This window comes from Spirosoma liriopis (assembly GCF_023196085.1).
GTDB lineage: Bacteria > Bacteroidota > Bacteroidia > Cytophagales > Spirosomataceae > Spirosoma > Spirosoma oryzicola.
In genome coordinates this window covers 693402-717564 of the sequence record NZ_JALPRF010000002.1, presented here as the reverse complement: position 1 = coordinate 717564, position 24163 = coordinate 693402, and the positions used below count along the sequence as shown (strand labels likewise).

The following is a 24163-nucleotide window of genomic DNA, read 5'->3' as shown; positions in this document are numbered from 1 at the left end:
CAAAGCTTGCCTAAAGGCATAAACACCAACGCAACAAAGATAGATAACTACTTAAAAAATCAAATATTATTCTGACTTAATATTCTTATGCGCAATAAAATTCTATTAAATACATATTAAGTAAAATTACCGATAAAGATGAAAGTCTATTTTTTCACTATATAAGTCAAAAAAAGATTTCTGTAAGCCAATTCTTACCAGTTAGTTGCGTCTTTGTCTTTTTTAGGTCAATTTTGAGGTAATTTTCTTTACTATTTTCTTAACCTTTTCTGCTTATGCAATCATTTATACGCAGTTTCTTGCTGCTGTTGATTGGGTTATCAGTGATGACAGGTGCCTATGCCCAAGATCGGATGATCACGGGGAAGGTCACGTCAGCCACCGATGGTACAGTATTACCCGGAGCAAACATCCAGGTTAAAGGCTCAAGCCGGGGAACGACAACGGACGGGAACGGGAATTACAAAATCTCGGTCGGTCCAAACGCAACGCTGGTTGTCAGCTTGATTGGTATGATAAGCCAAACCGTTGACGTTGGTTCCAAGAATCAGGTAGACGTTAGTTTGGCAGAATCGTCGTCAGAACTAAACGAAGTTGTAGTAACGGCATTGGGTATCCGCCAGGAAAAACGCAATTTGGGCTACTCGGTTGGTGAGGTGAAGGGCGCCGATATTTCCAATGCCCAGCGCGATAATTTTCTGGTCGGGATGCAGGGACGCGTGGCGGGTCTGACCATGACCACCACCTCGGGAACCCCCGGCGCATCGGCCTCGATTCAACTGCGGGGTGCCAGCTCGATTGGCGGCAACAACCAACCTTTATTCGTAGTAGACGGTCTACCCATTGATAACCGCACGTTTAATCAAGGCGCGCTGGTGTCGAACCGGCCCAACCGCGACAACGATTACCTGAACCGGGCGGCTGACATTAACCCTAACGACATTGAAAGCATTACGGTCCTCAAAGGCCCCGAAGCAGCCGCTCTTTACGGTATCGATGCCTCGTCGGGAGCTATTGTTATCACAACGAAAAAAGGAACGAAAGGTCCCGGTCGCGTAACGTATGACAACCGCTTTCAGAGCACAGAAGTATATCGTTTTCCCGAAGCGCAAACTGTATACGGACGAGGTACACAAAGCTATAGCAACGCAAACGCAACGACGTACTTCGGTCCAAGATACGCAGCTGATGCGCCCATTTATGACAACGTGCGGAGCTTCTTCAAAAAGGGGTTTACGCAGGTTCACAATCTGGGTATCGAAGGGGGAAGTGACAACGCAACGTACCGCTTATCGACCAACTACACCAATCAATCAGGCGTAGTACCTACTACCGGCTACAAACGTCTGTCAGTACGGCTGACTGGAACGGCTAAAATTGGGCCTAAGCTAGACGTGATGAGTTCGTTCAACTACGTAAATACGCAGGTTGACAAGGCCATTCGCGGAAATAACGGCTTTTTGCTGGGTCTGTTGAGCTGGCCAGCCAACGACGACATCACCAATTACCTGAACCCCGATGGAACACGACGGATTTTGCTAGGAAGTATCAACCAGGGCGAAGCGGACAACCCCTTCTTCTCGGTCAACAAGAATAGGAACGGCGACATTACAAACCGGACCATCAGCAACTTTCAGCTCAATTACAATCCGACGGCGTGGTTAAGCCTGACAGGGCGTTTCGGAGCGGATATTTATTCGACTCAAAGCAATTTGTTTCTGAGTCCTGAATCGTGGCAGGGAACCGACGTAACGCTCGGCGGTTATTCGACCCGAGGGTCAGTTGAAAATGCGCTCGAAAACAGCCAGCTACTGAACGCTAACTTCCTGGCCACGCTGAAGAAAAACTTCGGCAAGCTGAGTACATCGCTACTATTAGGTACTACCGTCGATGACCGTAACTACAAGGTTACGACGGCGTACGGCGAAAAACTGTATCTGCCTGACTTTAATTCGGTTAACAATACAGACCCGACTACACAGCGCAACAAATACACACAGACCATGCAGCGCTTGCAGAGCGTGCTGGGAAGTCTGACGCTGAACTACGACGACTTGCTAATTCTGACCCTGACAGGACGTAATGACTGGTCGTCGACGTTACCAGCTGCCAACCGGAGCTTCTTCTACCCAGCCGCTTCCCTGGCCTTTAATTTCTCGGATCTGCCTGCTCTGAAAAACCGGGGCAACACATTCTACTACGGTAAGCTACGAGCCAGTTACGGACAGACCGGACGTGATGCACCACCGTATCAGGTTAATTCGACGCTGGTTCCGCAGACGACAACGGGCGGTGGTTTTGCCTACGGTTTTTACGGGAGCAACCCAAACTTAAAACCAGAGCGGGGCGAAAGCTACGAATTCGGTACCGAGTTGATGTTCTGGGGCGGTCGGTTCGGTCTTGACTTTGCCTACTACAACAAAACGCTGTCACAGCAGATCGTTACGCAACGGCTGAGCTACGGCACGGGCTACATCTTCGGGCTGCTCAACGGCGGTACGTTCAATAACCGGGGGATTGAGCTGCAATTGAAAGGGTCGCCGATTAAGAAAGCCGATTATGGCTGGGACGTGATTCTGAACTTTACGAAGTTGAACACCGACGTAAAAAACCTGCCCGCTGATGTACCGGAATATTATAACTCCGACACCTGGGTGTACCTGAACGCTCGTTCTAGTGCGTTTGTCAACAACTTGCCGAATTATTTCCCCAGCACCAACCCAGCGTACCGAAGCTACAACTTCGACTACTATCAACGGGGCAGCGGTTCGGCTACAGCGATTGGAGGCTACAGCTACGCGCGGAACAAAAACGGCGACATCCTGATCAATCCGCTCAACGGATTGCCCATCACCAACACCAACTTCCTGCCCATCGGCGACCGGAACCCCGATTTCTCGATTGGTCTGACAAACTCGTTCCGGTACAAATCGCTGAGCCTGTCGTTCCTGCTCGACATTCGGAAAGGGGGCGACGTGTTCAATGGTACAGCGATGTACCTCTGGCGGAATGGTTTAAGCAAGAAGTCGCTCGACCGCGATACACCCGTAACGTTCAAAGGCGTGCTACGCGACGGCAAAGAAGATACCGACGCGCCAACGGCCAACACGATACAGGTTATTCCATCTCTTCGCTCAGCCGATTATTACAACTCGATTCCCGAATCGGAGTTCGTCGAAAAAGACATCAACTGGCTGCGGCTGCGCGATGTGACAATCAGCTACGTACTACCTTCTTCGCTTTTGAACGGCAATAAGGTATTTAAGCAGGCCAGCGTTTTTGTGAACGGTACGGATCTATTCCTGCTGACCAACTACACAGGCGCTGACCCGAACGTAAACGGTACAACGGCAACCTCCGGGGGCGTTGGCGCGGGCGGTATCGACTACGGTACACTGTCTGTTCCTCGCGGTTTGTCTGCCGGTTTCCGGATTGGATTCTAATTAGAAACAACGCATGAGGTCGCCCGTACACGTTAGAAGCGGTCTCCTGCTGATCTATCATACCTATCTTCTAGTATCAATGAAACGAATCACAATACTCACACTCTTACTGGGTTTGTTTACGCTCAGTAGCTGTGAAAAATACCTCGACATAAACCGCGACCCGTCCAATCCGCAGGTTGCTGAGGGCTACGTTCTGCTACCGCCTATGTTTGCCAACATGGCTTTCGGCGAACAGTTCGATTCGCGCTTTATCGGCAAATACATTCAGAACTGGGGCGAAGCTACGGCCAATGATACCTGGGACCGGATGGGTTACGCACCGGGTTCCGACAATGCCGGTAACATCTGGCGGACGCATTACTGGAACCTGGGCGAAAATATTCGTCTGGTGCTGGACGATGCCAAGGCTAAACAGAAATGGGACTACAGCGGAGCGGCCAAAGCGATCTTTGCCTGGAGCTGGCAGACAACGACCGATTACCACGGCGAAATAATCTTGAAACAAGCCTTCGAGCCTAACCGCTACGTATTCGATTACGACACGCAGGAGGAAGTTTACGCGTACGTTCGTCAGTTAGCCAACGACGCACTGACGGATCTTAACCGCACCGATGGGGCCGTCTCACAGGCATCGCTGGCGCGGGGTGATCTGGCCTATGGTGGCGACCGCAGCAAATGGATCAAGTTTGTGTATGGTGTACTGGCCCGCAATGCCAACCACCTCAGCAACAAAAGCACCTACAACCCGGATGCGGTTATTGACTTCTGCAACAAGTCGCTGGCCAGCAATGCCGACAATTTTAACGTACCATTTACCGCAGGGGGCAACTCATCGCTGGCTAATTTCTTTGGTCCTTCACGCAGCAACCTGGGTACCTATCGGCAAACTGATTTTCTGGTGAGCCTGCTGGACGGTCGTGTTTTCAACGGTGTAGTCGATCCTCGTCAGTCGATTCTAACATCGGCCTCTCCCGATGGTGTATACCGGGGTGTAACCGTAACACAGGGTGACCCAAACAACGTAAATAACAATACGAAGCGCATTCCAACGGTCTGGGGCGAAGTGGCTAACCTGGTTGTATCGGGCACAACACCCGGTAAGTACATCTACCGAGACGGCGCTTCATTCCCAATCCTGACTTACGCCGAGATTCAGTTTATTAAAGCGGAAGCGGCTTTTATCAAGGGCGACAAAGCAACAGCACTAAGCGCCTACCAGGCCGGCATCGGGGCAGCCCTCGACTACGCGGGTGTATCCGCAGCCGACAAGGCAAAGTATCTGGCGAGTGCCGCCGTAGCGCAATCGGCCAGCGCTCTGAAGATCAATGATATTATGCTGCAAAAGTACCTGGCCCTGGTCGGTCACGGGATCATCGAAAGTTGGGTAGACCTGCGTCGGTATCACTACTCGTCAAGTGTTTATACCGGTTTTACACCCCCATCAACCGAGCAGCTTTATCCCGACAACAACGGTAAACTGGTGTATCGGGTGCGGCCCCGCTACAATTCCGAGTATGTCTGGAACCGGGCTTCACTGGATAAATACGGCGGTAATGCAATTGATTATCACACTGTCGAACAGTGGTTTTCTCTGAAATAAAGACGATGCTGGCGGTTCCTGAGAACCGCCAGCCCACAAGCACCCAAAGACCCCGTCCATCAATGAGATCTATTCTAACAACACTTTTGCTCGTTAGCGCTGGCCTGCTCCTGCTCGCCTGTGGCGATGAAGCGAACTTTCTGAACTCAGTAGCTCCCGCAACGGGCGCCCGGGTGAAATTCTATCACCTAGCCCCCGATGCTGCAGGTATCGATATTTACGTAAACGATCAAAAGTTTTCGGGTGTCAATACGGTGCCCCCGGCCACGTCGCTTCCGTTGAGTTACACGAATTCTTTTCCAAACCAGGATTACGCAACCATAACACCGGGTACGGCTAAAGTACGCGCTGTAGCTCCCGCCAGTACAACGGCTAGTTCGGACGCTACGTTGGCGACGACAGATCTTACCGTTCAGGATAATACGTACACCTCTGTGTTTTTTTACGGAAATTCGCCAACGTACAACAGCTTAGTACTCACCGACAATCTTACCGCTGCTGACCCCACGAAAGCGTACGTCCGGCTCATTAACTTTGTATCAGGGGCCGATGCCAGCGCTACCTACGATTTAGCGATTAACGGTGTCGTGGTGGCATCGGGCATTGCTCCTTTGAAAGGTAGTGCAGCCTTCACAGCGATCCCATCGATTGCCTTCGCGACCACCGCTGTACCCGCTCAGCTCAGACTGACAGGTACCACAACCGTTGTAGGAACGGCCTATACCATCCAGCCGTATGCCGGTCGTTTTTATACATTCATTGCGCGAGGTGTAGTAGGCGGTACCGGAACCAGAGCCCCTAATCTAACTATTTCGACGAATCGCTAAAAACAGGTGATGGATAAAGAAAGGTCTTTATGCGCTACGCATGAAGACCTTTTTATTTAATCTCGGCTCTCAATGGGCTTTACTATTGTAATTAGTGTTATTATTACTCATCCGATACATGACAGAGTCGTCAAAGCAATCTCATCCATTCACTATCTCGTAAGTAGAGTTGAGCACTTTGTAACGTCATGCAAGGACAGAGCGTATGAAAACGGTATTACTAACAGGTGCAAACGGCTTTTTAGGCGGCCATTTATGTCGTGAATTGCTCCACCGTAATTATGCCGTTCGCGCTTTTGTTCGCCGGGATAGCGACAATCGGGCACTCGACGGTTTGCCAGTAGACATCTGGACGGGTGACATTCGGGAAGCCGCCAATGTCCGGGCCGCTACCTATGGCTGCGATTACGTGATCCATGCCGGTGCTTTAGCGCAAGTCAATCCGGCCCGTTCGCGGAAAGTAGTCGACGTTAATATCGGAGGGACGGCGGCTGTTCTTGCCGCTGCCATACAGGCCAATGTGGAACGGTTGGTGTTTGTAGGCACGGCCAACGTTTTTGGCTTCGGTTCCAGAAATAAGCCTGGTGACGAGAACTCTCCGTACGCGGGTGCGCGCTACGGTCTGGATTACATGGATAGTAAACGAGCCGCCACGGACCTGGTCCTCGACGCTGTTCGTAACGATGAACTACCTGCGGTACTCGTCCATCCGACATTTATGCTTGGTCCGCTGGATTACCGAGTTACTTCCAACGCCTTACTGCTGGCCCTCTTCCGACGACAGATGGTGGGTATTCCCGCCGGTGGCAAAAATTACGTTCACGTCACGGACGTAGCCAAGGCAACCGTCAATGCGTTGACAAAAGGAACAGTGGGGCAGTCGTACATTCTCGGCCACGAGAATCTAAGCTACCGCGAGTTTTTCTCACTGGTTGCCGATGAAACAAACGTTAGCCCGCCCGCATTATCCATTCCACCGATAGCGGCCTCGCTAATTGGTCAATTAAGCGAACTGCCTTATCGCTTGTTTGGCCGACCGGCTCGACTTAATGGGGCCATGGCTCGTGTGGCTAATGACAAGCACTACTTTACCGTTACGAAAGCAATTCAAGCACTTGATTTGCAACAAACCCCGATTCGGGACGCGGTCAGGCAGACGTTCGACTGGTTTCGCCAACATACCGATCTTTGATTTTTGATTTCCCGTAAAACAGCAAAGCCCCCAACTAGGTCGTTGAGGGCTTCTGTCTTCAATCGTTATCGGTTCGTTATGCCGTTTCTAGCTCGCGTTCCGTTTTGCGGCCACGAGAACGCTCCGATGGACTTATGCGAAGTAAAATACGTTTCTTAATGCGCATCCAACGTTCGTATAGACTTGATTCTTTGAGAAAATTCCATTTCTCTTTTTTCTCTTCTTTCTTATGTTCTTCGGGATCGTAAAGCATCCCTGTGCACAAGCAATGCTTGCGGCCCGTACGGGTCAGAATATCAAAATTCGTGCAGCTTGAACATCCTTTCCAGAAAGCATCATCGCCTGGTAACTCGTTCAGTGTCACCGGATGATAGCCCAGATCGGAATTGATTTTCATCACGGCCAAGCTGGTAGTAATGCCAATGATTTTGGCCGCCGGAAACATCGTTCGGGACAGTTCAAACGCTTTCGCTTTGATGCGGGTGGCAATCCCGCTCTTGCGGTGTTCAGGATGAACAATTAGGCCGGAGTTGGCAACAAATTTACCGTGCTCCCACGTTTCAATGTAGCAAAATCCAACCCATTCACCTGACAGCGTCATGGCGATAATTGCTTTTCCTTCAAGCATTTTCTCCATAACGTAAATGGGTGAGCGCTTAGCGATACCCGTTCCACGGGCTTTCGCGCTTTCTTCCATTTCACGGCAAATGGTCTCTGCCAACCGCAGGTGATTTTCGTTGGCGACCTGAACAATATATTGATCGTTTACTACTTCGGGCGTAATCATCGTCATTAATACGGCGGTTAGTTAACCGCAAACGGAGACGGCGTAATCCGTGCTGTTTGTTAAGATGAATAAAACGAGAAAAAAACGGAAAGGTTTACCACATAGGCAAACAAAATGATGTAGTCCTTTCGGACCTAAACCGAAATGGCGTAGTATGGAAGAAGGTCGGTATGTATACGAGCTTAGCCATCGGTGTTGCGTTGGAAACGCGGAGCAATGTTAGAGAGTTTCTCTGTGTCTTGCAATAGAATAACGGTTTTTTTTTGATATAGTTTCAGCAACCATGAAAACATTATTATTAATCGGTCAGTCATATACATCTACCTCTTGAACCTTCCTTATACGTTGGCGAAATGCCACTCCTGTATGATCTCTATGCTACCCTCCTCTTCTTATCCGTTGACGCTAAGCAGGAGCCGCCCACTACGCTATTTTGTCTTTTTTTATCTGTACGTGATGCAGGGCATCCCAGCCGGTTTTTCGCTGACGGCCCTGGCCAATTACCTCACGGCGGAAGGCATAAAACCGGCAGCCATTGGCTCATTTGCCGCTGTTGTCGGTTTGCCCTGGGCATTTCAGTTTGTCTGGGGACCCGTTATCGACCGGTACCAGGGTTCAGCGATGGGTCGGCGGAAACCGTGGGTGGTTGGTGCACAGTTCATGGCCTTTCTGGCATCGTTGGGAATTCTTTCCATCCATAATCCACTGACGCAAATACAAGCCCTTGGGTGGGTCTTTTTCGGCCATAGTATTTTTGCGGCTATTCAGGACGCCAGCGTTGACGCGATGGCCATTACGGTTATCCCGGACGACGAACGAGGGCGTGTCAACGCCTTTATGCGGGGTGGCTTCCTGATCGGGACGGGCGTAGGAGCCGCTGTCTTTTCGCAGATACTGCGCAATTACGGCTTTTTCGATGCCGCTCTCACGCAGTCCCTCTGCCTCCTGGCCCTGACGATACTAACCTGTTTCATCCGGGAGAAACCAGGGGATCGGCTGCTGCCCTTTGGGAACATTGCTGTTCCAGCGTCGTTCAAACCAGTTGATGAACAGCAAGTAACACCCGACCACAATTTTCGGTGGTTGTTTACTGAATTATTCAAAGGCTTGTTCTCGAAACGAAGTCTGCTGTTGTTCGGAGCGACGGCTGCGGCTTACGTAAGCGTCAGTCTTTTTTCGCGCGCGTTCAACTACCACTTAATCCAGCGGCTGGGCTGGGCCGATACGTCTGTCTCACTCCTGACCGGTACGTATGGTATGCTAGTCGCTACGGCTGCAGCCCTGATCGGGGGTTATATTGCCGACCGCATTGGCCCACGCCGTCTGCTTATTATCGTCCTCGCGATGGTGACCGTCTATTTGATTGGCTTCAACCTAATTGACGCGCTGTGGAGTAAACCAACGCTGGCGCAAACCGGATTAGTCGCGCTGTATTTTATGGACCCCAGCATTAGCGTGGCTGCCATGCCCGTGTTGATGGCCATCTGCCGACCCGGTGTTGAAGGCTCTCAGTTCACAACGTATATGGCCTTCGTCAATCTGTCGGACATTGCCGGATCGTACGTAGCTGGTCACGCGCTAACGTACGTTCAGGCTCCGACCATTGGTTTGCTGGCGGGTGGCTTAGCGGGTATAGCGTTGCTTTGCGCCTTCGCTACCTTGCGCTATTATTCAACGTCACGCGAACAACCATCCTGAAACTAATCGTAGTTCATACGTAGTAGCTCCGTTAGTACAGAGAGCGAAGAGAAAGCCCAGGCTAGATCATTCAGCGAATCGCCAGTTCGGTTTGTGCATCGAAAAAATGTGCGCTGTCAATAGCCAAGCTCAACTGTACCGTTTGACCAAAATTTACAGACGTGGTTCCCGGTAACTTAGCAACCAGTCGACGCCCTTCGATGGTAAAATAGATCAGAATCTCGCTTCCCATATGTTCGACAGCCTCAATTGTTACGCCCATGTTGGGTAGTCGAGAATCAGGAGACGACCCCTCCGCCTGAACATGAAGCGCTTCAGCGCGGATGCCAAACACGATGTCACGGCCTTCGTATCGTTTCAGCGCATTGGCCTGAGCGATCCCTTCGAGATCCAGTTGAACGCTACCCCCTGCGCTTTCGAAGAACAGTTTATCGTTGCTACTCACTATTCGACCAGGTAGAAGATTCATCGGTGGTGTACCGATAAACCCCGCGACAAACAGATTAGCGGGCTGGTTGTAAAGCGTCAGCGGGGTATCGTATTGCATCACATCACCGTTCCGAAGCACCACAATGCGGTCGCCGAGGGTCATGGCTTCGACCTGATCGTGCGTTACGTAAATCATCGTCGCCTGAAGATCGCGGTGGAGCTTTTGCAATTCAATGCGAGTTTGGCCGCGTAGTTTGGCGTCCAGATTGCTCAGTGGCTCATCAAACAAAAACACTTTCGGATTACGCACAATGGCGCGGCCAATCGCAACTCGCTGACGTTGCCCACCCGACATGTCTTTAGGCTTTCGGTCCAGCAAATTTTCGATTTCCAGAATTTTAGCCGCCTGCGTGACGCGCTGCCGAATCTGGTCCTTCGCCAGGTTGCGCAGCTTTAACCCAAACGCCATGTTATCAAAAACGGTCATGTGCGGATACAGGGCGTAGTTCTGAAACACCATCGCAATGTCGCGATCTTTCGGCGGGCGGTCGTTAATCCGTTGTCCGTCAAGCAGCAAATCACCGTCGGTTATTTCTTCCAGACCAGCGATCATCCGCAATAGTGTCGATTTACCACAACCCGATGGGCCAACGAGCACGACAAATTCCCGGTCCTTTACGTCTATCGAAACGTCTTTGATCACCTTTGGCCCGCTGGCGTAGGCTTTGGCAATGTGACGCAGTATAACTTCGGCCATACCTGTAATTTCGTCCTATTTATAATTTTCCAACGCCTTCATCGCAGCCGGGTATTGTTCGAGTTTCTGAAAAGCCCAAAGTGCTTCAATGGTCGATTCGGCTCCCGAGTTGCGATTGAGTTTCCCCGCCGATATAATACCGTCATACCCCCTACCCGTCGCCGGATCATACAGGGACGTTTTAGCAGCGTTTCGGCCTAAAAACCAGCTGGACAATCGACCAGCCAGATCGGCGTATTTCATTTCTTTAGTCTGCTCGTAGGCTTCCAAAGCAGCCCAGATCATCGGTCGTATGCCGTAGGCGATCTGCGGGAACTGCCCCCGCTTGAACAACCGACGTTCGTTACCAACCTGTTTCAATTCAAACGATTCGAGAAATCCTTGTTTCAGCAGGTAAGGGTAAAAGTTGTTAATCTCCTGCCGGGCTACGGCCTGCCACTCCGGTTTATTCAGGATTTTTCCGGCGCGTTGCAGGGCATACGACTGATCGCTGGCGTAAGCGTGCCAGTTGTTCTCATAGCTCAGAATAGCTCCGTACGGAAACTGCCCCGGACCACCCTGCCGCATCGCCACAATACCGTCGCCAAGCTGTTCAATCAAGTGAACTACAGCTGAATCAGGTTTCTGCTGGTATCGATTCAGCAAGCCAAGCAACATGATAGCCGCCTGATCCGAACCAGATCCAAATGGTAACCACGTAGGAACCTGAACTCCTCGGACTGTTACAAACGTGCGTGGCTTACTGCCAAAATCGCGCAGCATAACCGCCTGTAACCGCCGGTTAGCCTGCTCAATACAGTCGGCCAGCGTCGGGCTGGTTTTATGGAAGTACGAGTAGACTTCCGTCAAAAACCAGAACGCCCGCCACGACCAGAAATTAGGACTGGCCACGCTGGTGCGAAATCGTTTATTAATCGGCTCTAAAGATCGTTTGAAGAGAAAGTTATAAAAATATCCGGCAACGCTATCCGGTTCCGTCGCCTGCATCTGAAGGACCATTTCGGTCAGTTTCATCAATTTATTCTGCTTGTCGGTGTCCGTCGGCAGATCCGGTTCGTGGAGCAAAAACAGACCCGCCCGCGCTACGTCGTCCACACAGGTAAATCCTTCATCGGAGTCGGCCACCAGCGTATAAGTCGGGGCTTCACTGTAAATAAATACCGTTCCGACTTCGGTTCCATTAGCCAGGGTAAACGGCTGGTACAGGTGATTGAGGTGACTGACATTCACGTACCGCTTCGGAACCGGACGCCGTGCAACGGCTTGCCGCCCGGCAGAGCGCTGCCCGACAGGATGCTGCCCAATCAGGTCCGCCGAGACAAACGATAACAGAACGAGTAAGAATAACCGCATGAATTAATCTTTCAAACCCGAAGACGCCATGCTTCGGATAAAGTGTTTCTGAAAAAAGAGGTACAAAATCACGATCGGAATAGCCAGCATAACGGCAGCGGCAATCTTAACGCCTAACTGCCCTTCGGCCCGTCCGCCCACCGAAAACAGTGTCACCAACTGCGGCATGGTCATCGTTTCTTCATCACGAATAACGATCAATGGCCACAACGCTTCGTTCCACAAGCCCATGAATGTCAGAATGGTAATGGTCAAGACCGTCGGCAGTACGTTCGGCACCAGAATTTGAAAAATGATTCGTAACTCCCCGGCTCCATCGATTCGGGCAGCGTCGATAAGTGCCTGCGGTAAGCTTTGAAACGCCTGCCGAAACAAGAGAATCGACAAGGAATTAAGCGCAAACGGGACAATGAGCGCAAGATACGTATCGACCCAGCCGAACCGAACCATGGTGATGTAATTCGGGATCAGCGTGATCTGGAACGGCAACGTCATCGTAAAAATGATCAGGTAGAAAATCAGGCTTCGCCCGACAAACTCCATCCGGGCCAGCGCGTAGCCGACCATCGCTCCCGACACTAAAACCAAACCCGTTGTCAGCAGGGCTACGAACGCGCTGTTCAGAAACGCCCGGTCAAGCGGAATCTTCGTGAATACGGTGGCGTAGTTGCTAAGCGTAAAGCTGATGGGTAGTAAGGTCAGCTCGCCCAACCCCCGCTCCGACGACAACGATGCGCTAACCATCCAGATAAACGGATAGATAAACGATAATGCCGCCAACGTGAGAAGACCATACCGCAAAAAAGAAGACATGCCTTTCGTTTAAAGGTTACTGTTTATAGTTTTCCGCACAGGAAGCCGGTTGACCGAAACACGCTAGACTTCCTGCTCGACATACCGCCGTTGAAGGACGACCACCATTAGAATAATCAAGGCGAAACAAAAGCCCAGCGTGGCCGAATAACCCATGTGGTAATATTGAAACGCTTGCCGGTAAATGTACATCACCGCCGAAAGCGTCGTGTTCATCGGGCCACCCTGGGTCATGATATACGGTTCAACGAAAAGCGAAAAGCCGCCGATGGTCGAAAGAACCACCACCGTAAACATCGTCGGGTTGATCATCGGCAGCGTGATATACCGAAATTTCTGCCAGTTCGACGCCCCTTCCAGATCAGCCGCTTCGTAATACTGCGTGGGCACCGATTGCAATCCAACCAGAAACAGGATGATGTAAAGACCGACGTTTTTCCAGGTAGCCATTACCGCAATCGAATACATGGCGATTGCCGGATCGTCGAGCCAGGCCACACGTGGTAAGGCTAAGGCGGTCAGCATGCGGTTCAGGATTCCCGAATTGAAACTAAGCAGTTGCTGCCACAAAATCGTGACGACCACGCCCGACACAATGACGGGCAAAAAGAAAGCCGCCCTGAAAAACGACGCGCCTTTCACGGTTCGGTTCAACAGTTCGGCCAGCCCCAACGCGACGATAATCTGCAACGGAATATGAACGATCAGAAACCGAAGCGTATTCCAGACGGCTTGCCAGAACAACCGATCCTGAAATACGTGTGTGTAGTTAGCCAACCCAACGTATTTCATCGGCGCAATGATGTTCCAACTGTGAAACGTCAGCACGACCGAGAACACCACCGGAAACAGGACAAACACCGTAAAGTGCAGGATGTAAGGCGCAACGAGCAGGTAAGGCGTCCATTTTTTCATAGGCAGCAACAGATGAATAAAAAATTTAGGCCAAGTCCCGGCCAATCGTTCGCTTATTCACTCATTAGTAAGACGTTGACCGCTTCAGCAGCATCGTGGATGGCCGCTTCGGGCGTTTTTTTGTTAAAGATGACACAGGCTTCGTACTCCTGCGAAATAATATCGAACACTTCGACAATCACCTCGCTGTTATCTACACCTTTAATATAGCGCGTTTGTCGAGCAAACGGCACCAGGCGGGGGTTCTGAGCGAGAAAACCCCTAAAAAAAGGATCGCTGTCGATAGCCTTCCGGCGCGGAAACTGAGCGGTCAACTCCATAAGTCGTAAATCGCCAGCCTTGTCAACCAGTGTTCTGACAAACTCCCAGGCAGCCTGTGGATCACGGCACGTATTGAAAATCACAATATTTTTCGGATCGCCATACGTGTAAATCGGTCCCTGGTGAGTATCGGGGACAGGCATTGTGTACGTACCGTATTCAAAGCCGGGATCTTTAAATTTCTCCACAAATCCAATTGTCCAGGGACCGGTGAACTGGCTCGCAATGCGCTGCGCCATAAACGGATCGCGGGTGGCCGACAGTCGCTCACGGGCAAAGTAATTGTCGCGGTACAAGGTCTGCAAAAATCGAAACACCCCAACGGCATACGGATTATCGAAGGCGGCCCGCATCCGTCCGTTGGCGTCTCGTTTGATCAGCGGAGCACCGTTCGAAGCGGCCAGATACAGCGGGTAAAAATTGAACAGTCGTTCGTACCAGATCGCTTTGACCTCTGTGTAGCCAAGCCACTGATCGACGTAGCCATCGCCGTTGTTGTCGCGCTGAATTTGTTTGCCCGCATTGAGATAGCCCGCGTAGGTATACGGTGGCTTTTGCCCGTTGAGCGCATTAGCCAGACGCGTATTGAACAGCAACATGATCGGGTTGACTTTCCAGGGCACCTGATAAATATGCCCATCCGACGAGGTAATTTCCCCAATAACGGCACTATCGCACCGGGCCGTTATGAACTCCAGGAATCCTTTCAGCGTATCCAGCGGCACCAGCACACCAGCTTTGGCGTACATCTCGACGCTGCCCTGCCACATATTGGCGTATATGTCGGGCGTGGTTTTTCCGACAACCGACGCCAGAATAATTTCTTCGCTCGACTGTCCTTCGGGAATGGGTTGGTAGCGCAAGGGCTTATCGGGTCGCTGCTGTTGCCAGCGCTGGACAAACTCATTCGCAAAGGCAATTTCTCCGGCGTTGTTGGAGCACCAGAATGTCAGCGAACGGTCGGTGTCCACCCGTTGCGTACACCCCGCCAGCAGCAAAGCGCCTAGTCCAAGACGTACAACCTGTCGCAGCTTACGGATACTTCTCATCGTTACACCACCTACTACAGCCTAAAATGCAAATAAACCTATAAACAATTGTATTTGCATCGGCACGGCGCTTCGGACCGTTATCTTTTGAGAAAATTAAAAACGGCAACTAAGTGCTCACGGACCAATTCGCACACGATTTAAGCACCGAACTGCCCTAACCGCCGTTTGAAATCCGCCCCCGCCTTGTTAACTTTGAGTATGGAAAATTTCGTGGTCTCGGCCCGCAAGTACCGCCCTGCCACCTTCGACACCGTCGTCGGCCAGGAGCACATCACCACTACGCTTCAGAACGCCATCAAGACGAACCACTTAGCGTCGGCATTTCTGTTTTGCGGACCGCGTGGGGTTGGCAAGACCACCTGCGCCCGCATTCTGGCGAAAACAATCAACTGTCAACATTTAACTGCCGAGGGCGAAGCCTGCGACACTTGTGAGTCGTGCGTGAGCTTCAACCAAAGTGCTTCCTTTAATATTCATGAACTAGATGCGGCTTCGAACAACTCCGTCGAAGATATTCGGAACCTGATCGATCAGGTTCGGTATCCGCCCCAGTCGGGTAAGTACAAGATTTACATCATTGACGAGGTGCACATGCTCTCGTCGGCAGCTTTCAACGCCTTTCTGAAAACGCTGGAAGAACCGCCCTCCTACGCGATTTTTATCCTGGCAACGACCGAGAAGCACAAAATTCTGCCGACGATTTTATCCCGCTGTCAGATTTTCGACTTCAACCGGATTCAGCCGCAGCACATCGCGGACCACCTGGCGAAGATTGCGCAGAAAGAAAGCATCACCGCCGAAAGCGAAGCGCTCGACCTGATCGCCCAAAAAGCGGACGGTGGCCTTCGGGATGCGTTGTCGATGTTCGACCTGAACGTGACGTTCTCGGCGGATCGAGTGATTCGCTACAAGGAGGTGCTGAACAACCTGCACATCCTTGATTACGATTATTACTTCAAACTGACGGATCTGCTACTGGCGGGCAATCTGCCCCAAAGCTTGCTGACGGTAGACGAAATTCTACGCAAGGGTTTCGATGGACACCAGTTCGTCGTTGGTCTGTGTCGTCACTTCCGCGATCTGCTGGTTTGTAAAGACAACGCGACGGTCCAGCTGTTGCAGGTAACGGAAAGCGTACGGCGGCAGTACCTCGACCAGTCGGCGCGGGCTCCCATGTCGTTCCTGCTATCGGCGCTTAGTCTGGGTGGGCAGTGCGACATGAACTACAAGCAAGCCAAAGATCAGCGGTTACACACCGAACTGTGGCTGATGAAGCTGGCTAATCTTCGGAACCTGCTCAACTGGGAAGCGTTGCCTGAGTTACCGCTCAATGGTGTGCAAACCGCCGACAATGGGATCGCTGAACAGGCATCTTCCGAAAAAAAAAACGCCGAACCGATACCCAGCCCTCCCCGGCCCTCGTCTGACAACGGCAGTCAGCTAACCGAATCGCAACCGATCACGAGCGAGCCGGTCCATGACTACCGACTACCAACGAACGGCACAAACGGAAAGTCTCCCGCCGAGCTCAACGGAAACGGTTATGCCAGCGCGAAAAGCGAGGTAGCCACTGCAGTAGCGGCCCCACCGGTTACCGCACCAACGAAGCCACAGATAGCGCCACCAACACGACCAGCTACCAGTCGGCTTCGTTCTACGGTTGCGCTCACAAGCGGTCCGGCTCAGGCTTCGGCTGCTACGCCAGAAGAAACTGTCGTAACGGCTCCGGCCCGGCCCGACAAATCGTTTACGCTGGAAGAATTGCAGGATGCCTGGGCGACGTTTGCCCGACTCCGCCGACAGCAGAACGACATTACGTCGGAGCAGGTGGTTCTTAACCGGGAGCTGACGCTCAACGGTACGACGATTTGCCTAACGCTGGACAACACGTTGCAAGTCGGATTCTTGACGGAGTTAAGACCTGACCTACTTGGTTATCTACGCAGAGAGCTACAGAACAGCCAGATTCAGTTGGAACACACGGTGCAGGTGCAGGAAGTCAAGAAGATGATTTACAGTTCGCTGGATAAATTTAATTATATGGCCGAGAAAAACCCAGCTCTCCACGAACTAAGAAAAGCCCTAAACCTCGAAGTCGATTACTAACCCGGCTTTGCGTGATTTTAGTGATTAGCCTGATTTGTTTTGTCATAGAAAAGGATCAGGCTAATCAAGCCAAATGACCCCGCTTAATTATACGCCTTGGCCTCCCGAATCAGTGCTTTGTATTCGGCAACGGCCAAGGTTTTTTTGTAAAACTGTTTAGCGCGGTTACGGTCGTTAGCGCGGGCGGCAATGCGCGCAATACCGGCATAGGCAAAGGCGTGGTATTCTTTGGTATACGACTCGCTGGATGGTAATTTCAACGCAGCCTCGTAGTACTGGGCAGCCTGCTTATCGTTTTTGTCAGCGTACTCGGCTAAGATTCCGTCGAAAGTGTTGACCGCCAGGGGCACTAGCTTGTTCGATTGTTGCTTGAGCCGCTGCACATACGGACGGGCTTCGGCATAACGTCCGGCTAACAGCAACGCTTCAGCGTTGATCATACCGAACAGTGGATTATTGGGGTATTTATCGGCCAGGTATTTGGTGTACGTCGTGGCCCGGCTTGGATTCATTTCGTGCTTGATGTAAATGTGCGCCAAATAATAATTGGCAACCGGGCGCATGAAGATTCCTTTTTTAGAGGCTATGTCAATTTGTTTCAGTCCCTGCTCCATATCGCCGTCCTGAAAGAAAAACATAAACGGTCGCACAATTGAATGATCCATCGGGTAGCGTTCGATGTAGTAGTTGTAGAGGCCGGACGTAAAATAAAAATCAGGGCTTTTGTTGACCAGCCCGAAGCCTTCTTTCAGAAAACTATACGCTTTTTTCGATTCCCCGACGGCCTTCACCGATTCGCCTTTGCTGTTATGCAGGGAAGCCAGATAGCTATGCGCGGTCAGGGCAAAAAAGATTCCTTCGGGGTCCTCTTCATTTCTATCGAGCATTTTCTTGGCCAGACCAAGTGCCTGATCAGCTGCCTGAACGAATTGAGCCGTAGCCGCTTTGTTTTCATGAAGCGGTAGGTATTGAATCTCCAGCTGAGTAGCCCGCAGGATAGGCCCAATCGGGTGCTGCGGATAGCGCGTTTGAATTTGCCGAACCAGACCGTCCGCTTCGCTAAACTCACAATTGTAGATCTTGTCCATCGCCTGGAGGATCGTTTGCTGCACGCCAGGGTCAGTTAAAACCTGAGCGCGTACAAACAGGGGCAAGATGAGCAGAACAAGTAAAAAGGCCTTTTTCAAAATTCAGTATAGTTGGTGGTCCGAATAAGCGTTTGATTCTATACAAGCAGGAACGTACTTTTGTTAACAGCGTGTTGTCAAGTAACGGTTACACGCAAAAGTTTTATCCATGATTCACTACGAACAATTTGTGCTGGACAATGGCCTACGGGTGTTTGTTCACGAAGACGAATCGACGCCGATTGCGGCTGTTAATATTCTTTATAATGTTGGCTCCCGCGATGAAGATCCATCCCGCACGGGGTTTGCTCACTTGTTCGAACACCTGATGTTCGGTGGATCGCGGCACATACCGAGCTACGACGAACCGTTGCAAAAGGTAGGCGGTGAGAATAACGCGTTTACCAGCCCCGATATTACCAATTACTACATCACCCTTCCGGCGGCTAATCTGGAAACAGCGTTCTGGCTCGAATCGGACCGGATGCTGAGCCTTTCTTTCGATCCACAAGTGCTTGATGTACAGCAGAAAGTGGTCATCGAAGAATTTAAGCAGCGGTATCTAAACCAACCCTACGGTGATGTCTGGCTCAAGCTGCGTCCGCTCGCGTACAAAGAACATCCTTACCGCTGGGCAACGATTGGCAAAGACATCAGTCACATTGAAAACGCCACGCTGGACGACGTTAAAGCTTTTTTCTTCAAGTATTACCTGCCCAACAACGCCATTCTGGTCGTAGCGGGTAACGTAACGGTTGAACAGGTAAAGCAGCTTTGTGCCAAGTGGTTCGAACCCATTCCGGCGGGGGAGCAATACATTCGCCAACTGCCCGCCGAACCCATTCAGACCGAGGCTCGGAAGCTGGAAGCTTCGGCGAAAGTTCCGTTGAATGGACTCTATAAAGCGTATCACATGCCCGGTCGTTTCGATACCAATTTTTACGCCACCGATTTGCTGAGCGATATGCTGGGCCGGAGTAAATCCTCGCGTTTGTACCAGAAAGTGCTGCGCGACAACCCGCTGTTCAGCAACGTTGGCGCGTACATCACCTCGTCCATCGATCCCGGTTTACTAGTTATTCAAGGAACCCTGAACCAAGGAGTCGCCCTTGAAGAAGCGGATGCGGCTGTCGAAAGAATCGTTCAGGAGTTTATCGATCAGGCCGTATCCGAAGAGGAACTAGCGAAGGTGAAAAACCAGGCCGAAGCGACGCTTGCGTTCTCGGAAGTGGAACTGCTCAACCGGGCAATGAATCTGGCCTACGCGGCCAATGCCGGAAACCCGGACCTGATCAATCAGGAGGCCGACCACATACAGGCTGCCACACCCGACTCCATTCAGGCCGCAGCGCGGAATGTGCTGCGCAAAGACAACGCTTCGACACTGTACTACCGGGCGGCTTAACCACCCTTATCGGACTCGGCTATGGAAACGACTTATCAACCTAAAGCCCTTACGCCCGACGCACTGCACGCTTTGTCGCAGGAAGTCAAACAAGCGCTCACGGAACTGTACGGCGACCGCCTGAACCGGGTGATCCTGTACGGCTCCTACGCGCGGGGCGACTTCCACGCCGAGTCCGACGTCGACTATCTGGTCGTTCTAAACGATCCGGAGGTGAAAGCAGGTACAGAGATTTGGTTTTTTGGCGAACGGGCAAGCGATTTGACGGACAAATTCGGCGTTTTTGTTTCGTTCAAGCCAGTACCCCTGGCAAAGTACCTTTCTACTGACCTACTTTTTTACCAGAATGTTCGGCAGGATGGTAAATGCTTATGAGTACAGTTGACAATTACATGCTGATTGCCGAAGACTGCCTGGAAGATGCCCGGCTCCTACATCGATACGGCAAGTATAGAGGAGCTTGTGGCAGAACCTATTACGCTTATTTCAACGCGATTCGCGCTCTATTAGCTACCAAAGAGATCACCACTAAATCCCACGCTGCTGCGCGTGGCTTGTTTAGTGCCCATTTTGTGAAAGAAGGGCCTTTTGCCAAGAAGGACTCCACTTCGTTAAACGAATTATTTGAATTACGACAAACTGGAGAATACGATCCAGACGAAGATATATCCGAGTCAGACACCCAAAAAGCTATTGAAATAGCCGCTGACTTTTTGCTTCAAGCCGAAGCGTATTTACGAGAAAACGGCTTTCCCTTATGAAAATACGAGTAGGTCAAGGTTATGACGTTCACCGCCTGGAAGAAGGACGACCATTCTGGCTGGGTGGTATTCAGATTCCAAGTTCGTTTGGTCCTGTGGGCCATTCCGACGCTGATGTCGTTTGCCACGTGCTGTGCGATGCACTATTGGGCGCGGCCAACATGCGTAACATCGGCTACCATTTTTCCGACAAAGACCCGCGCTGGAAAGGGGTAGACAGCAAGTTGCTATTAGCCGAGGTCCTTCGCATGGTGCGCGGGGCGGGTTACGAGATTTCGAACGTCGATGTGACGGTTGTTTTGCAGGAACCGAAACTTAATCCGCACATTCCGGCGATGAAAACCTGTCTGTCCGATGTAATGGCTATTCCCGAGGACGATATTTCGATTAAAGCTACCACATCCGAGCATATCGGCTTTGTCGGGCGCGGTGAAGGTATTGCGGCTCATTGTGTGGCGCTTATCTTTAAGGCTTAGTTCGTAAACGCAACCTGTCTATGAAAAAACTGCTTTACCTTCCGGCGCTCCTGCTGACAGGAATCGTTGCCTTTGGCCAGTCAAAACCGGCAAAACCAGCCGAACCGCTTGGCTTTGAAGAATACGATCCCGTTTCGACCCTGAAAGTACCGGAGCACAAAATCACCCGCTCGAAGTATCCGTTCATTGATGTTCATAACCACCAGTGGAACATGGACAACGCGAACTTACGTCCCCTCCTGGCCCAGATGGACAGTCTGAACATGGGAATCATGGTGAACCTGAGCGGACGCGGTTTCGGCAACGTAGAACAGGGGACCAAGTTTTTCGATAACGCCTTAGCGAACACGGCCAAAACCAATCCCAAACGGCTAGTGCTGTTTACGAATCTTAACTTCGACGATATCGGTAAAAAAGGCTGGACAGAAGACGCCGTGACGATGCTGGAAGCAGACGTTAAGAAAGGAGCCCGAGGATTGAAAATCTACAAAAACCTCGGTATCAATAACAAAGACGAATCGGGCCAGCGCGTTCGCGTGGACGATTCGCGTCTGGACGCGATTTGGGACAAATGCGGTGAATTAGGCATTCCGGTACTGATTCATACTGCCGACCCTAAATCGTTCTGGGACCCGATGGACCGGTACAACGAACGCTGGCTTGAGCTGAAACTCCACGGTGGCCGCAAACGCTCACCGAACGATCCTGTCCCCTGGGAACAACTCATTGCCGAGCAGCATAATGTGTTTCGGAAGCATCCCAAAACAACGTTCATTGCGGCTCACATGGGCTGGTTTCCGAACGACCTGGACAAGCTGGACAGTTTGATGAAGGTTTTTCCAAACATGAACGTTGAGATTGGCGCTGTTATCGCGGAGCTAGGTCGCCAACCCCGCGCAGCCCGCAAGTTTTTCGAGAAATATCAAGACCGGATTCTGTTTGGCAAAGACAGTTGGGTGCCTTCCGAATATGCGACTTACTTCCGCGTTCTCGAAACCGACGACGAGTATTTTCCTTATCACAAAAAATACCACGCGTTCTGGCGCATGTACGGCATGGGACTTCCCGATGAGGTGTTGAAAAAGGTATACTATAAAAACGCCCTGCGCCTTATTCCCGGACTCGATAAGAGTCAGTTTCCAAAGTAAGTTCTGGTTTGAACACAGAGAAACGGAGGATACACAGCGGTCACTGAGGTTTTCCTTCGTGTCATCAGACCGTTTCTCTGTTTTCTCCGTGAAACCTCTGTTTCTCTGTGTTTAACTCCCTGCCATGAAAATCACGCAGATACGTATCTATCCGTTCAACATTCCGCTCAAAGCACCCATCACCATCTCTCTCGGCACGATTGAACACGCCCGGAACATCCTGATCGAAATTCAGACCGACGAAAGTATTACGGGTTGGGGCGAAGGGTCGCCGTTCTGGATGATCGTCGGGGAAACGCAGGCATCGGGTCTGGCGGCTGCTGAGGACATGGCCCGGCTTTTGATCGGTCAAAACCCACTCGACATCGAAGGTTGTCTGACGATCCTGACGCGCTACCTACCCGGTCACCCGACAACGCGCTCGGCTTTCGATATGGCCTTGTACGATATTGCTGCCAAGGCCGCCGGTATGCCACTGTATCAGTTCTTGGGCGGCTCCAAACGAACGCTGGTGACCGACGAAACGATTTACATCAATACGCCCGAACGGATGGCTGAAGATGCTGTACGGATCTATAAAAACGGGGCTCAAGCTATCAAAATCAAACTCGGTACGACTCTTAAAGCTGACATTGACAGGTTGTATGCTATTGAAAAAGCCTTAATGGAGCTTGGCGATGATAGTCGAGATTACTATAAAGTACCTTATAGAATTGACGCAAACCAAGGCTGGGATTATGTTACGGCTTCAGCAGTCCTCTATCAAACTCGTTTTATTGACCATCAATTTCAATACTGCGAACAGCCAGTACGTAAGCAGGATTTACATCATTTAGCTAAACTTAAATCCGAGGGCAATGTCCCCATTATGGCTGACGAAAGCTTGTTCGACGCGACGGACGCGATTCGATTAGTGCGGGAAGAAGCTGTGGATTATTTCAACATCAAACTGTCGAAAAGCGGGGGTATTTTTGAAGCGCTCAACATCAACGCGATTGGCGAAGCGGCTGGCATTCCCTGCATGATCGGCTGTATGTCGGAGTCGCGACTGGCCTTAACCGCCAACGCCCACTTTGCCTCCGCCCGCCAAAACGTGCGTTTCTACGATCTGGACGGCTGTTTCGAACACGCTCTTGACCCAATTTATGGAGGCATTACCTACAACGGTTACCAGATTACGCTGCCAGATACCCCCGGCATCGGGGCCGAAGTAGATGCTGCTTTTCTGGCTCAGTCGGAACGTAAAACCATTGCCTAGATGATTTCCATTACCACCGTCCAATCCGAAGCAGATGTACAGGGCATTCTGGCTCTGCAACAAGCGAATCTTCGCAAAAATGTTCCCGTTGAGGTGCAGGCTAACCAAGGATTCGTGACCGTTGAACATGACCCGACGGTACTGACTCGTATGAATCAGGCCGCACCTAGCATCATTGCCAAAGCGGGTGATACCGTCGTAGGCTACTGCCTAACCATGCTACCCGAATTCGGCGCTGACATTCCCGAACTGATTCCTCTCTTTTCGTTGATTGATGCGCTCGACTACAACGGTAAGCCGGTTCGGGAGTACGCGTATTACGTGATGGGGCAGGTTTGCGTGGCCGAAGGCTATCGGGGGCAGCAACTATTCGACCGGATGTACCAGCATCACCGCGATGTGTACAGCAACCGCTACCAGCTACTCATCACCGACATCTCGGCCAATAATAGCCGCTCGCTACGCGCCCACGCCCGTGTCGGTTTCGAACCCCTGCACGAGTTCCACGATCCGGCTATCGGTGAAACCTGGGTGGTTGTTCTGTGGGACTGGCAAAAGTAAAAAGTACCCAATTTTTGATTTATAGCTTTGTCGTTCGTAAGTATGAGTAAAGATTCTTTTGTCATCCCGACGCAGGAGGGATCTTCGGAAGTTGCCCCAAAGATCCCTCCTGCGTCGGGATGACAAAAACA

20 protein-coding genes are annotated in these 24163 nt (G+C 51.2%); 13 read left to right on the top strand and 7 right to left on the bottom strand.

The window, feature by feature from the left end:
* The first annotated feature begins 275 nt into the window (after nucleotides 1–275).
* The 4 genes from M0L20_RS12010 (at nucleotide 276) to M0L20_RS11995 (ending at nucleotide 7065) form a co-directional block, all read left to right on the top strand.
* The gene (locus M0L20_RS12010) at nucleotides 276–3443 is read left to right on the top strand and encodes a SusC/RagA family TonB-linked outer membrane protein (RefSeq protein WP_248477184.1); all 3168 of its coding nucleotides are present in this window, start codon (nucleotides 276–278) and stop codon (nucleotides 3441–3443) included.
* Nucleotides 3444–3522: 79 nt separating this feature from the next.
* On the top strand, nucleotides 3523–5046 hold the full coding sequence (locus M0L20_RS12005; RefSeq protein ID WP_248477183.1) for a SusD/RagB family nutrient-binding outer membrane lipoprotein: 1524 nt from the start codon (nucleotides 3523–3525) through the stop codon (nucleotides 5044–5046).
* 62 nt (nucleotides 5047–5108) lie between these two features.
* The gene (locus M0L20_RS12000; protein ID WP_232561207.1) at nucleotides 5109–5873 is read left to right on the top strand and encodes a DUF4397 domain-containing protein; all 765 of its coding nucleotides are present in this window, start codon (nucleotides 5109–5111) and stop codon (nucleotides 5871–5873) included.
* Between the two features lie 205 nt (nucleotides 5874–6078).
* On the top strand, nucleotides 6079–7065 hold the full coding sequence (locus M0L20_RS11995; RefSeq protein WP_248477182.1) for an NAD-dependent epimerase/dehydratase family protein: 987 nt from the start codon (nucleotides 6079–6081) through the stop codon (nucleotides 7063–7065).
* Between the two features lie 76 nt (nucleotides 7066–7141).
* On the opposite strand, the gene M0L20_RS11990 is transcribed toward M0L20_RS11995, so the two are convergent.
* On the bottom strand, nucleotides 7142–7852 hold the full coding sequence (locus M0L20_RS11990) for a GNAT family N-acetyltransferase (RefSeq protein WP_232562792.1): 711 nt from the start codon (nucleotides 7850–7852) through the stop codon (nucleotides 7142–7144).
* Nucleotides 7853–8218: 366 nt separating this feature from the next.
* Here M0L20_RS11990 and M0L20_RS11985 point away from each other — a divergent pair, with 366 nt between their 5' ends.
* Entirely contained in the window at nucleotides 8219–9550 is a 1332-nt protein-coding gene (locus tag M0L20_RS11985; protein ID WP_248477181.1) for an MFS transporter, read from the top strand.
* A 70-nt stretch (nucleotides 9551–9620) separates the two neighbouring features.
* Here M0L20_RS11985 and M0L20_RS11980 read toward each other — a convergent pair whose 3' ends face one another.
* From M0L20_RS11980 to M0L20_RS11960, 5 genes are all read right to left on the bottom strand, one after another.
* On the bottom strand, nucleotides 9621–10736 hold the full coding sequence (locus M0L20_RS11980) for an ABC transporter ATP-binding protein (protein ID WP_248477180.1): 1116 nt from the start codon (nucleotides 10734–10736) through the stop codon (nucleotides 9621–9623).
* A 15-nt stretch (nucleotides 10737–10751) separates the two neighbouring features.
* Entirely contained in the window at nucleotides 10752–12089 is a 1338-nt protein-coding gene (locus M0L20_RS11975; RefSeq protein ID WP_248477179.1) for a hypothetical protein, read from the bottom strand.
* Between the two features lie 3 nt (nucleotides 12090–12092).
* Entirely contained in the window at nucleotides 12093–12902 is an 810-nt protein-coding gene (locus tag M0L20_RS11970; RefSeq protein ID WP_248477177.1) for a carbohydrate ABC transporter permease, read from the bottom strand.
* A gap of 63 nt (nucleotides 12903–12965) precedes the next feature.
* Nucleotides 12966–13817 carry a carbohydrate ABC transporter permease gene (locus tag M0L20_RS11965; protein WP_248477176.1) on the bottom strand — a complete coding sequence of 284 codons (852 nt, stop codon included), beginning with the start codon at nucleotides 13815–13817 and terminating at the stop codon, nucleotides 12966–12968.
* A gap of 53 nt (nucleotides 13818–13870) precedes the next feature.
* Nucleotides 13871–15187, bottom strand: a complete 1317-nt coding sequence (locus tag M0L20_RS11960) for an extracellular solute-binding protein (protein ID WP_248477175.1) — start codon at nucleotides 15185–15187, stop codon at nucleotides 13871–13873.
* A gap of 201 nt (nucleotides 15188–15388) precedes the next feature.
* Here M0L20_RS11960 and M0L20_RS11955 point away from each other — a divergent pair, with 201 nt between their 5' ends.
* Nucleotides 15389–17296, top strand: a complete 1908-nt coding sequence (locus tag M0L20_RS11955; RefSeq protein ID WP_248477174.1) for a DNA polymerase III subunit gamma/tau — start codon at nucleotides 15389–15391, stop codon at nucleotides 17294–17296.
* A gap of 83 nt (nucleotides 17297–17379) precedes the next feature.
* Here the strand turns inward: M0L20_RS11955 and M0L20_RS11950 are convergent, their stop codons facing one another.
* On the bottom strand, nucleotides 17380–18483 hold the full coding sequence (locus M0L20_RS11950; RefSeq protein ID WP_248477173.1) for a hypothetical protein: 1104 nt from the start codon (nucleotides 18481–18483) through the stop codon (nucleotides 17380–17382).
* A 109-nt stretch (nucleotides 18484–18592) separates the two neighbouring features.
* Between M0L20_RS11950 and M0L20_RS11945 the strand changes: the two genes are divergently transcribed.
* The 7 genes from M0L20_RS11945 (at nucleotide 18593) to M0L20_RS11915 (ending at nucleotide 24032) form a co-directional block, all read left to right on the top strand.
* Nucleotides 18593–19828 carry a M16 family metallopeptidase gene (locus M0L20_RS11945; RefSeq protein WP_248477172.1) on the top strand — a complete coding sequence of 412 codons (1236 nt, stop codon included), beginning with the start codon at nucleotides 18593–18595 and terminating at the stop codon, nucleotides 19826–19828.
* 21 nt (nucleotides 19829–19849) lie between these two features.
* Nucleotides 19850–20203 carry a nucleotidyltransferase domain-containing protein gene (locus M0L20_RS11940; RefSeq protein ID WP_248477171.1) on the top strand — a complete coding sequence of 118 codons (354 nt, stop codon included), beginning with the start codon at nucleotides 19850–19852 and terminating at the stop codon, nucleotides 20201–20203.
* The gene (locus M0L20_RS11935) at nucleotides 20200–20589 is read left to right on the top strand and encodes a HEPN domain-containing protein (RefSeq protein WP_248477170.1); all 390 of its coding nucleotides are present in this window, start codon (nucleotides 20200–20202) and stop codon (nucleotides 20587–20589) included. The genes M0L20_RS11940 and M0L20_RS11935 overlap by 4 nt, the downstream gene beginning before the upstream one ends.
* On the top strand, nucleotides 20586–21065 hold the full coding sequence (gene ispF, locus M0L20_RS11930; protein ID WP_248477168.1) for a 2-C-methyl-D-erythritol 2,4-cyclodiphosphate synthase: 480 nt from the start codon (nucleotides 20586–20588) through the stop codon (nucleotides 21063–21065). The genes M0L20_RS11935 and ispF overlap by 4 nt, the downstream gene beginning before the upstream one ends.
* Nucleotides 21066–21085: 20 nt before the next feature.
* Nucleotides 21086–22213, top strand: coding sequence for an amidohydrolase family protein (locus M0L20_RS11925; protein ID WP_248477167.1), 1128 nt, complete (start codon nucleotides 21086–21088; stop codon nucleotides 22211–22213).
* A gap of 124 nt (nucleotides 22214–22337) precedes the next feature.
* Nucleotides 22338–23471 carry a mandelate racemase/muconate lactonizing enzyme family protein gene (locus M0L20_RS11920; RefSeq protein ID WP_248477165.1) on the top strand — a complete coding sequence of 378 codons (1134 nt, stop codon included), beginning with the start codon at nucleotides 22338–22340 and terminating at the stop codon, nucleotides 23469–23471.
* Nucleotides 23472–24032: a GNAT family N-acetyltransferase gene (locus tag M0L20_RS11915; RefSeq protein WP_248477163.1), complete on the top strand. Its 561-nt coding sequence runs from the start codon at nucleotides 23472–23474 to the stop codon at nucleotides 24030–24032.
* Nucleotides 24033–24163 lie beyond the last annotated feature (131 nt).

Coding starts and splice junctions, on each gene's coding strand:
- M0L20_RS12010 (WP_248477184.1), top strand. CDS start 276: ATGCAATCATTTATACGCAGTTTCTTGCTGCTGTTGATTGGGTTATCA.
- M0L20_RS12005 (WP_248477183.1), top strand. CDS start 3,523: ATGAAACGAATCACAATACTCACACTCTTACTGGGTTTGTTTACGCTC.
- M0L20_RS12000 (WP_232561207.1), top strand. CDS start 5,109: ATGAGATCTATTCTAACAACACTTTTGCTCGTTAGCGCTGGCCTGCTC.
- M0L20_RS11995 (WP_248477182.1), top strand. CDS start 6,079: ATGAAAACGGTATTACTAACAGGTGCAAACGGCTTTTTAGGCGGCCAT.
- M0L20_RS11990 (WP_232562792.1), bottom strand. CDS start 7,852: ATGATTACGCCCGAAGTAGTAAACGATCAATATATTGTTCAGGTCGCC.
- M0L20_RS11985 (WP_248477181.1), top strand. CDS start 8,219: ATGATCTCTATGCTACCCTCCTCTTCTTATCCGTTGACGCTAAGCAGG.
- M0L20_RS11980 (WP_248477180.1), bottom strand. CDS start 10,736: ATGGCCGAAGTTATACTGCGTCACATTGCCAAAGCCTACGCCAGCGGG.
- M0L20_RS11975 (WP_248477179.1), bottom strand. CDS start 12,089: ATGCGGTTATTCTTACTCGTTCTGTTATCGTTTGTCTCGGCGGACCTG.
- M0L20_RS11970 (WP_248477177.1), bottom strand. CDS start 12,902: ATGTCTTCTTTTTTGCGGTATGGTCTTCTCACGTTGGCGGCATTATCG.
- M0L20_RS11965 (WP_248477176.1), bottom strand. CDS start 13,817: ATGAAAAAATGGACGCCTTACCTGCTCGTTGCGCCTTACATCCTGCAC.
- M0L20_RS11960 (WP_248477175.1), bottom strand. CDS start 15,187: ATGAGAAGTATCCGTAAGCTGCGACAGGTTGTACGTCTTGGACTAGGC.
- M0L20_RS11955 (WP_248477174.1), top strand. CDS start 15,389: ATGGAAAATTTCGTGGTCTCGGCCCGCAAGTACCGCCCTGCCACCTTC.
- M0L20_RS11945 (WP_248477172.1), top strand. CDS start 18,593: ATGATTCACTACGAACAATTTGTGCTGGACAATGGCCTACGGGTGTTT.
- M0L20_RS11940 (WP_248477171.1), top strand. CDS start 19,850: ATGGAAACGACTTATCAACCTAAAGCCCTTACGCCCGACGCACTGCAC.
- M0L20_RS11935 (WP_248477170.1), top strand. CDS start 20,200: ATGAGTACAGTTGACAATTACATGCTGATTGCCGAAGACTGCCTGGAA.
- ispF (WP_248477168.1), top strand. CDS start 20,586: ATGAAAATACGAGTAGGTCAAGGTTATGACGTTCACCGCCTGGAAGAA.
- M0L20_RS11925 (WP_248477167.1), top strand. CDS start 21,086: ATGAAAAAACTGCTTTACCTTCCGGCGCTCCTGCTGACAGGAATCGTT.
- M0L20_RS11920 (WP_248477165.1), top strand. CDS start 22,338: ATGAAAATCACGCAGATACGTATCTATCCGTTCAACATTCCGCTCAAA.
- M0L20_RS11915 (WP_248477163.1), top strand. CDS start 23,472: ATGATTTCCATTACCACCGTCCAATCCGAAGCAGATGTACAGGGCATT.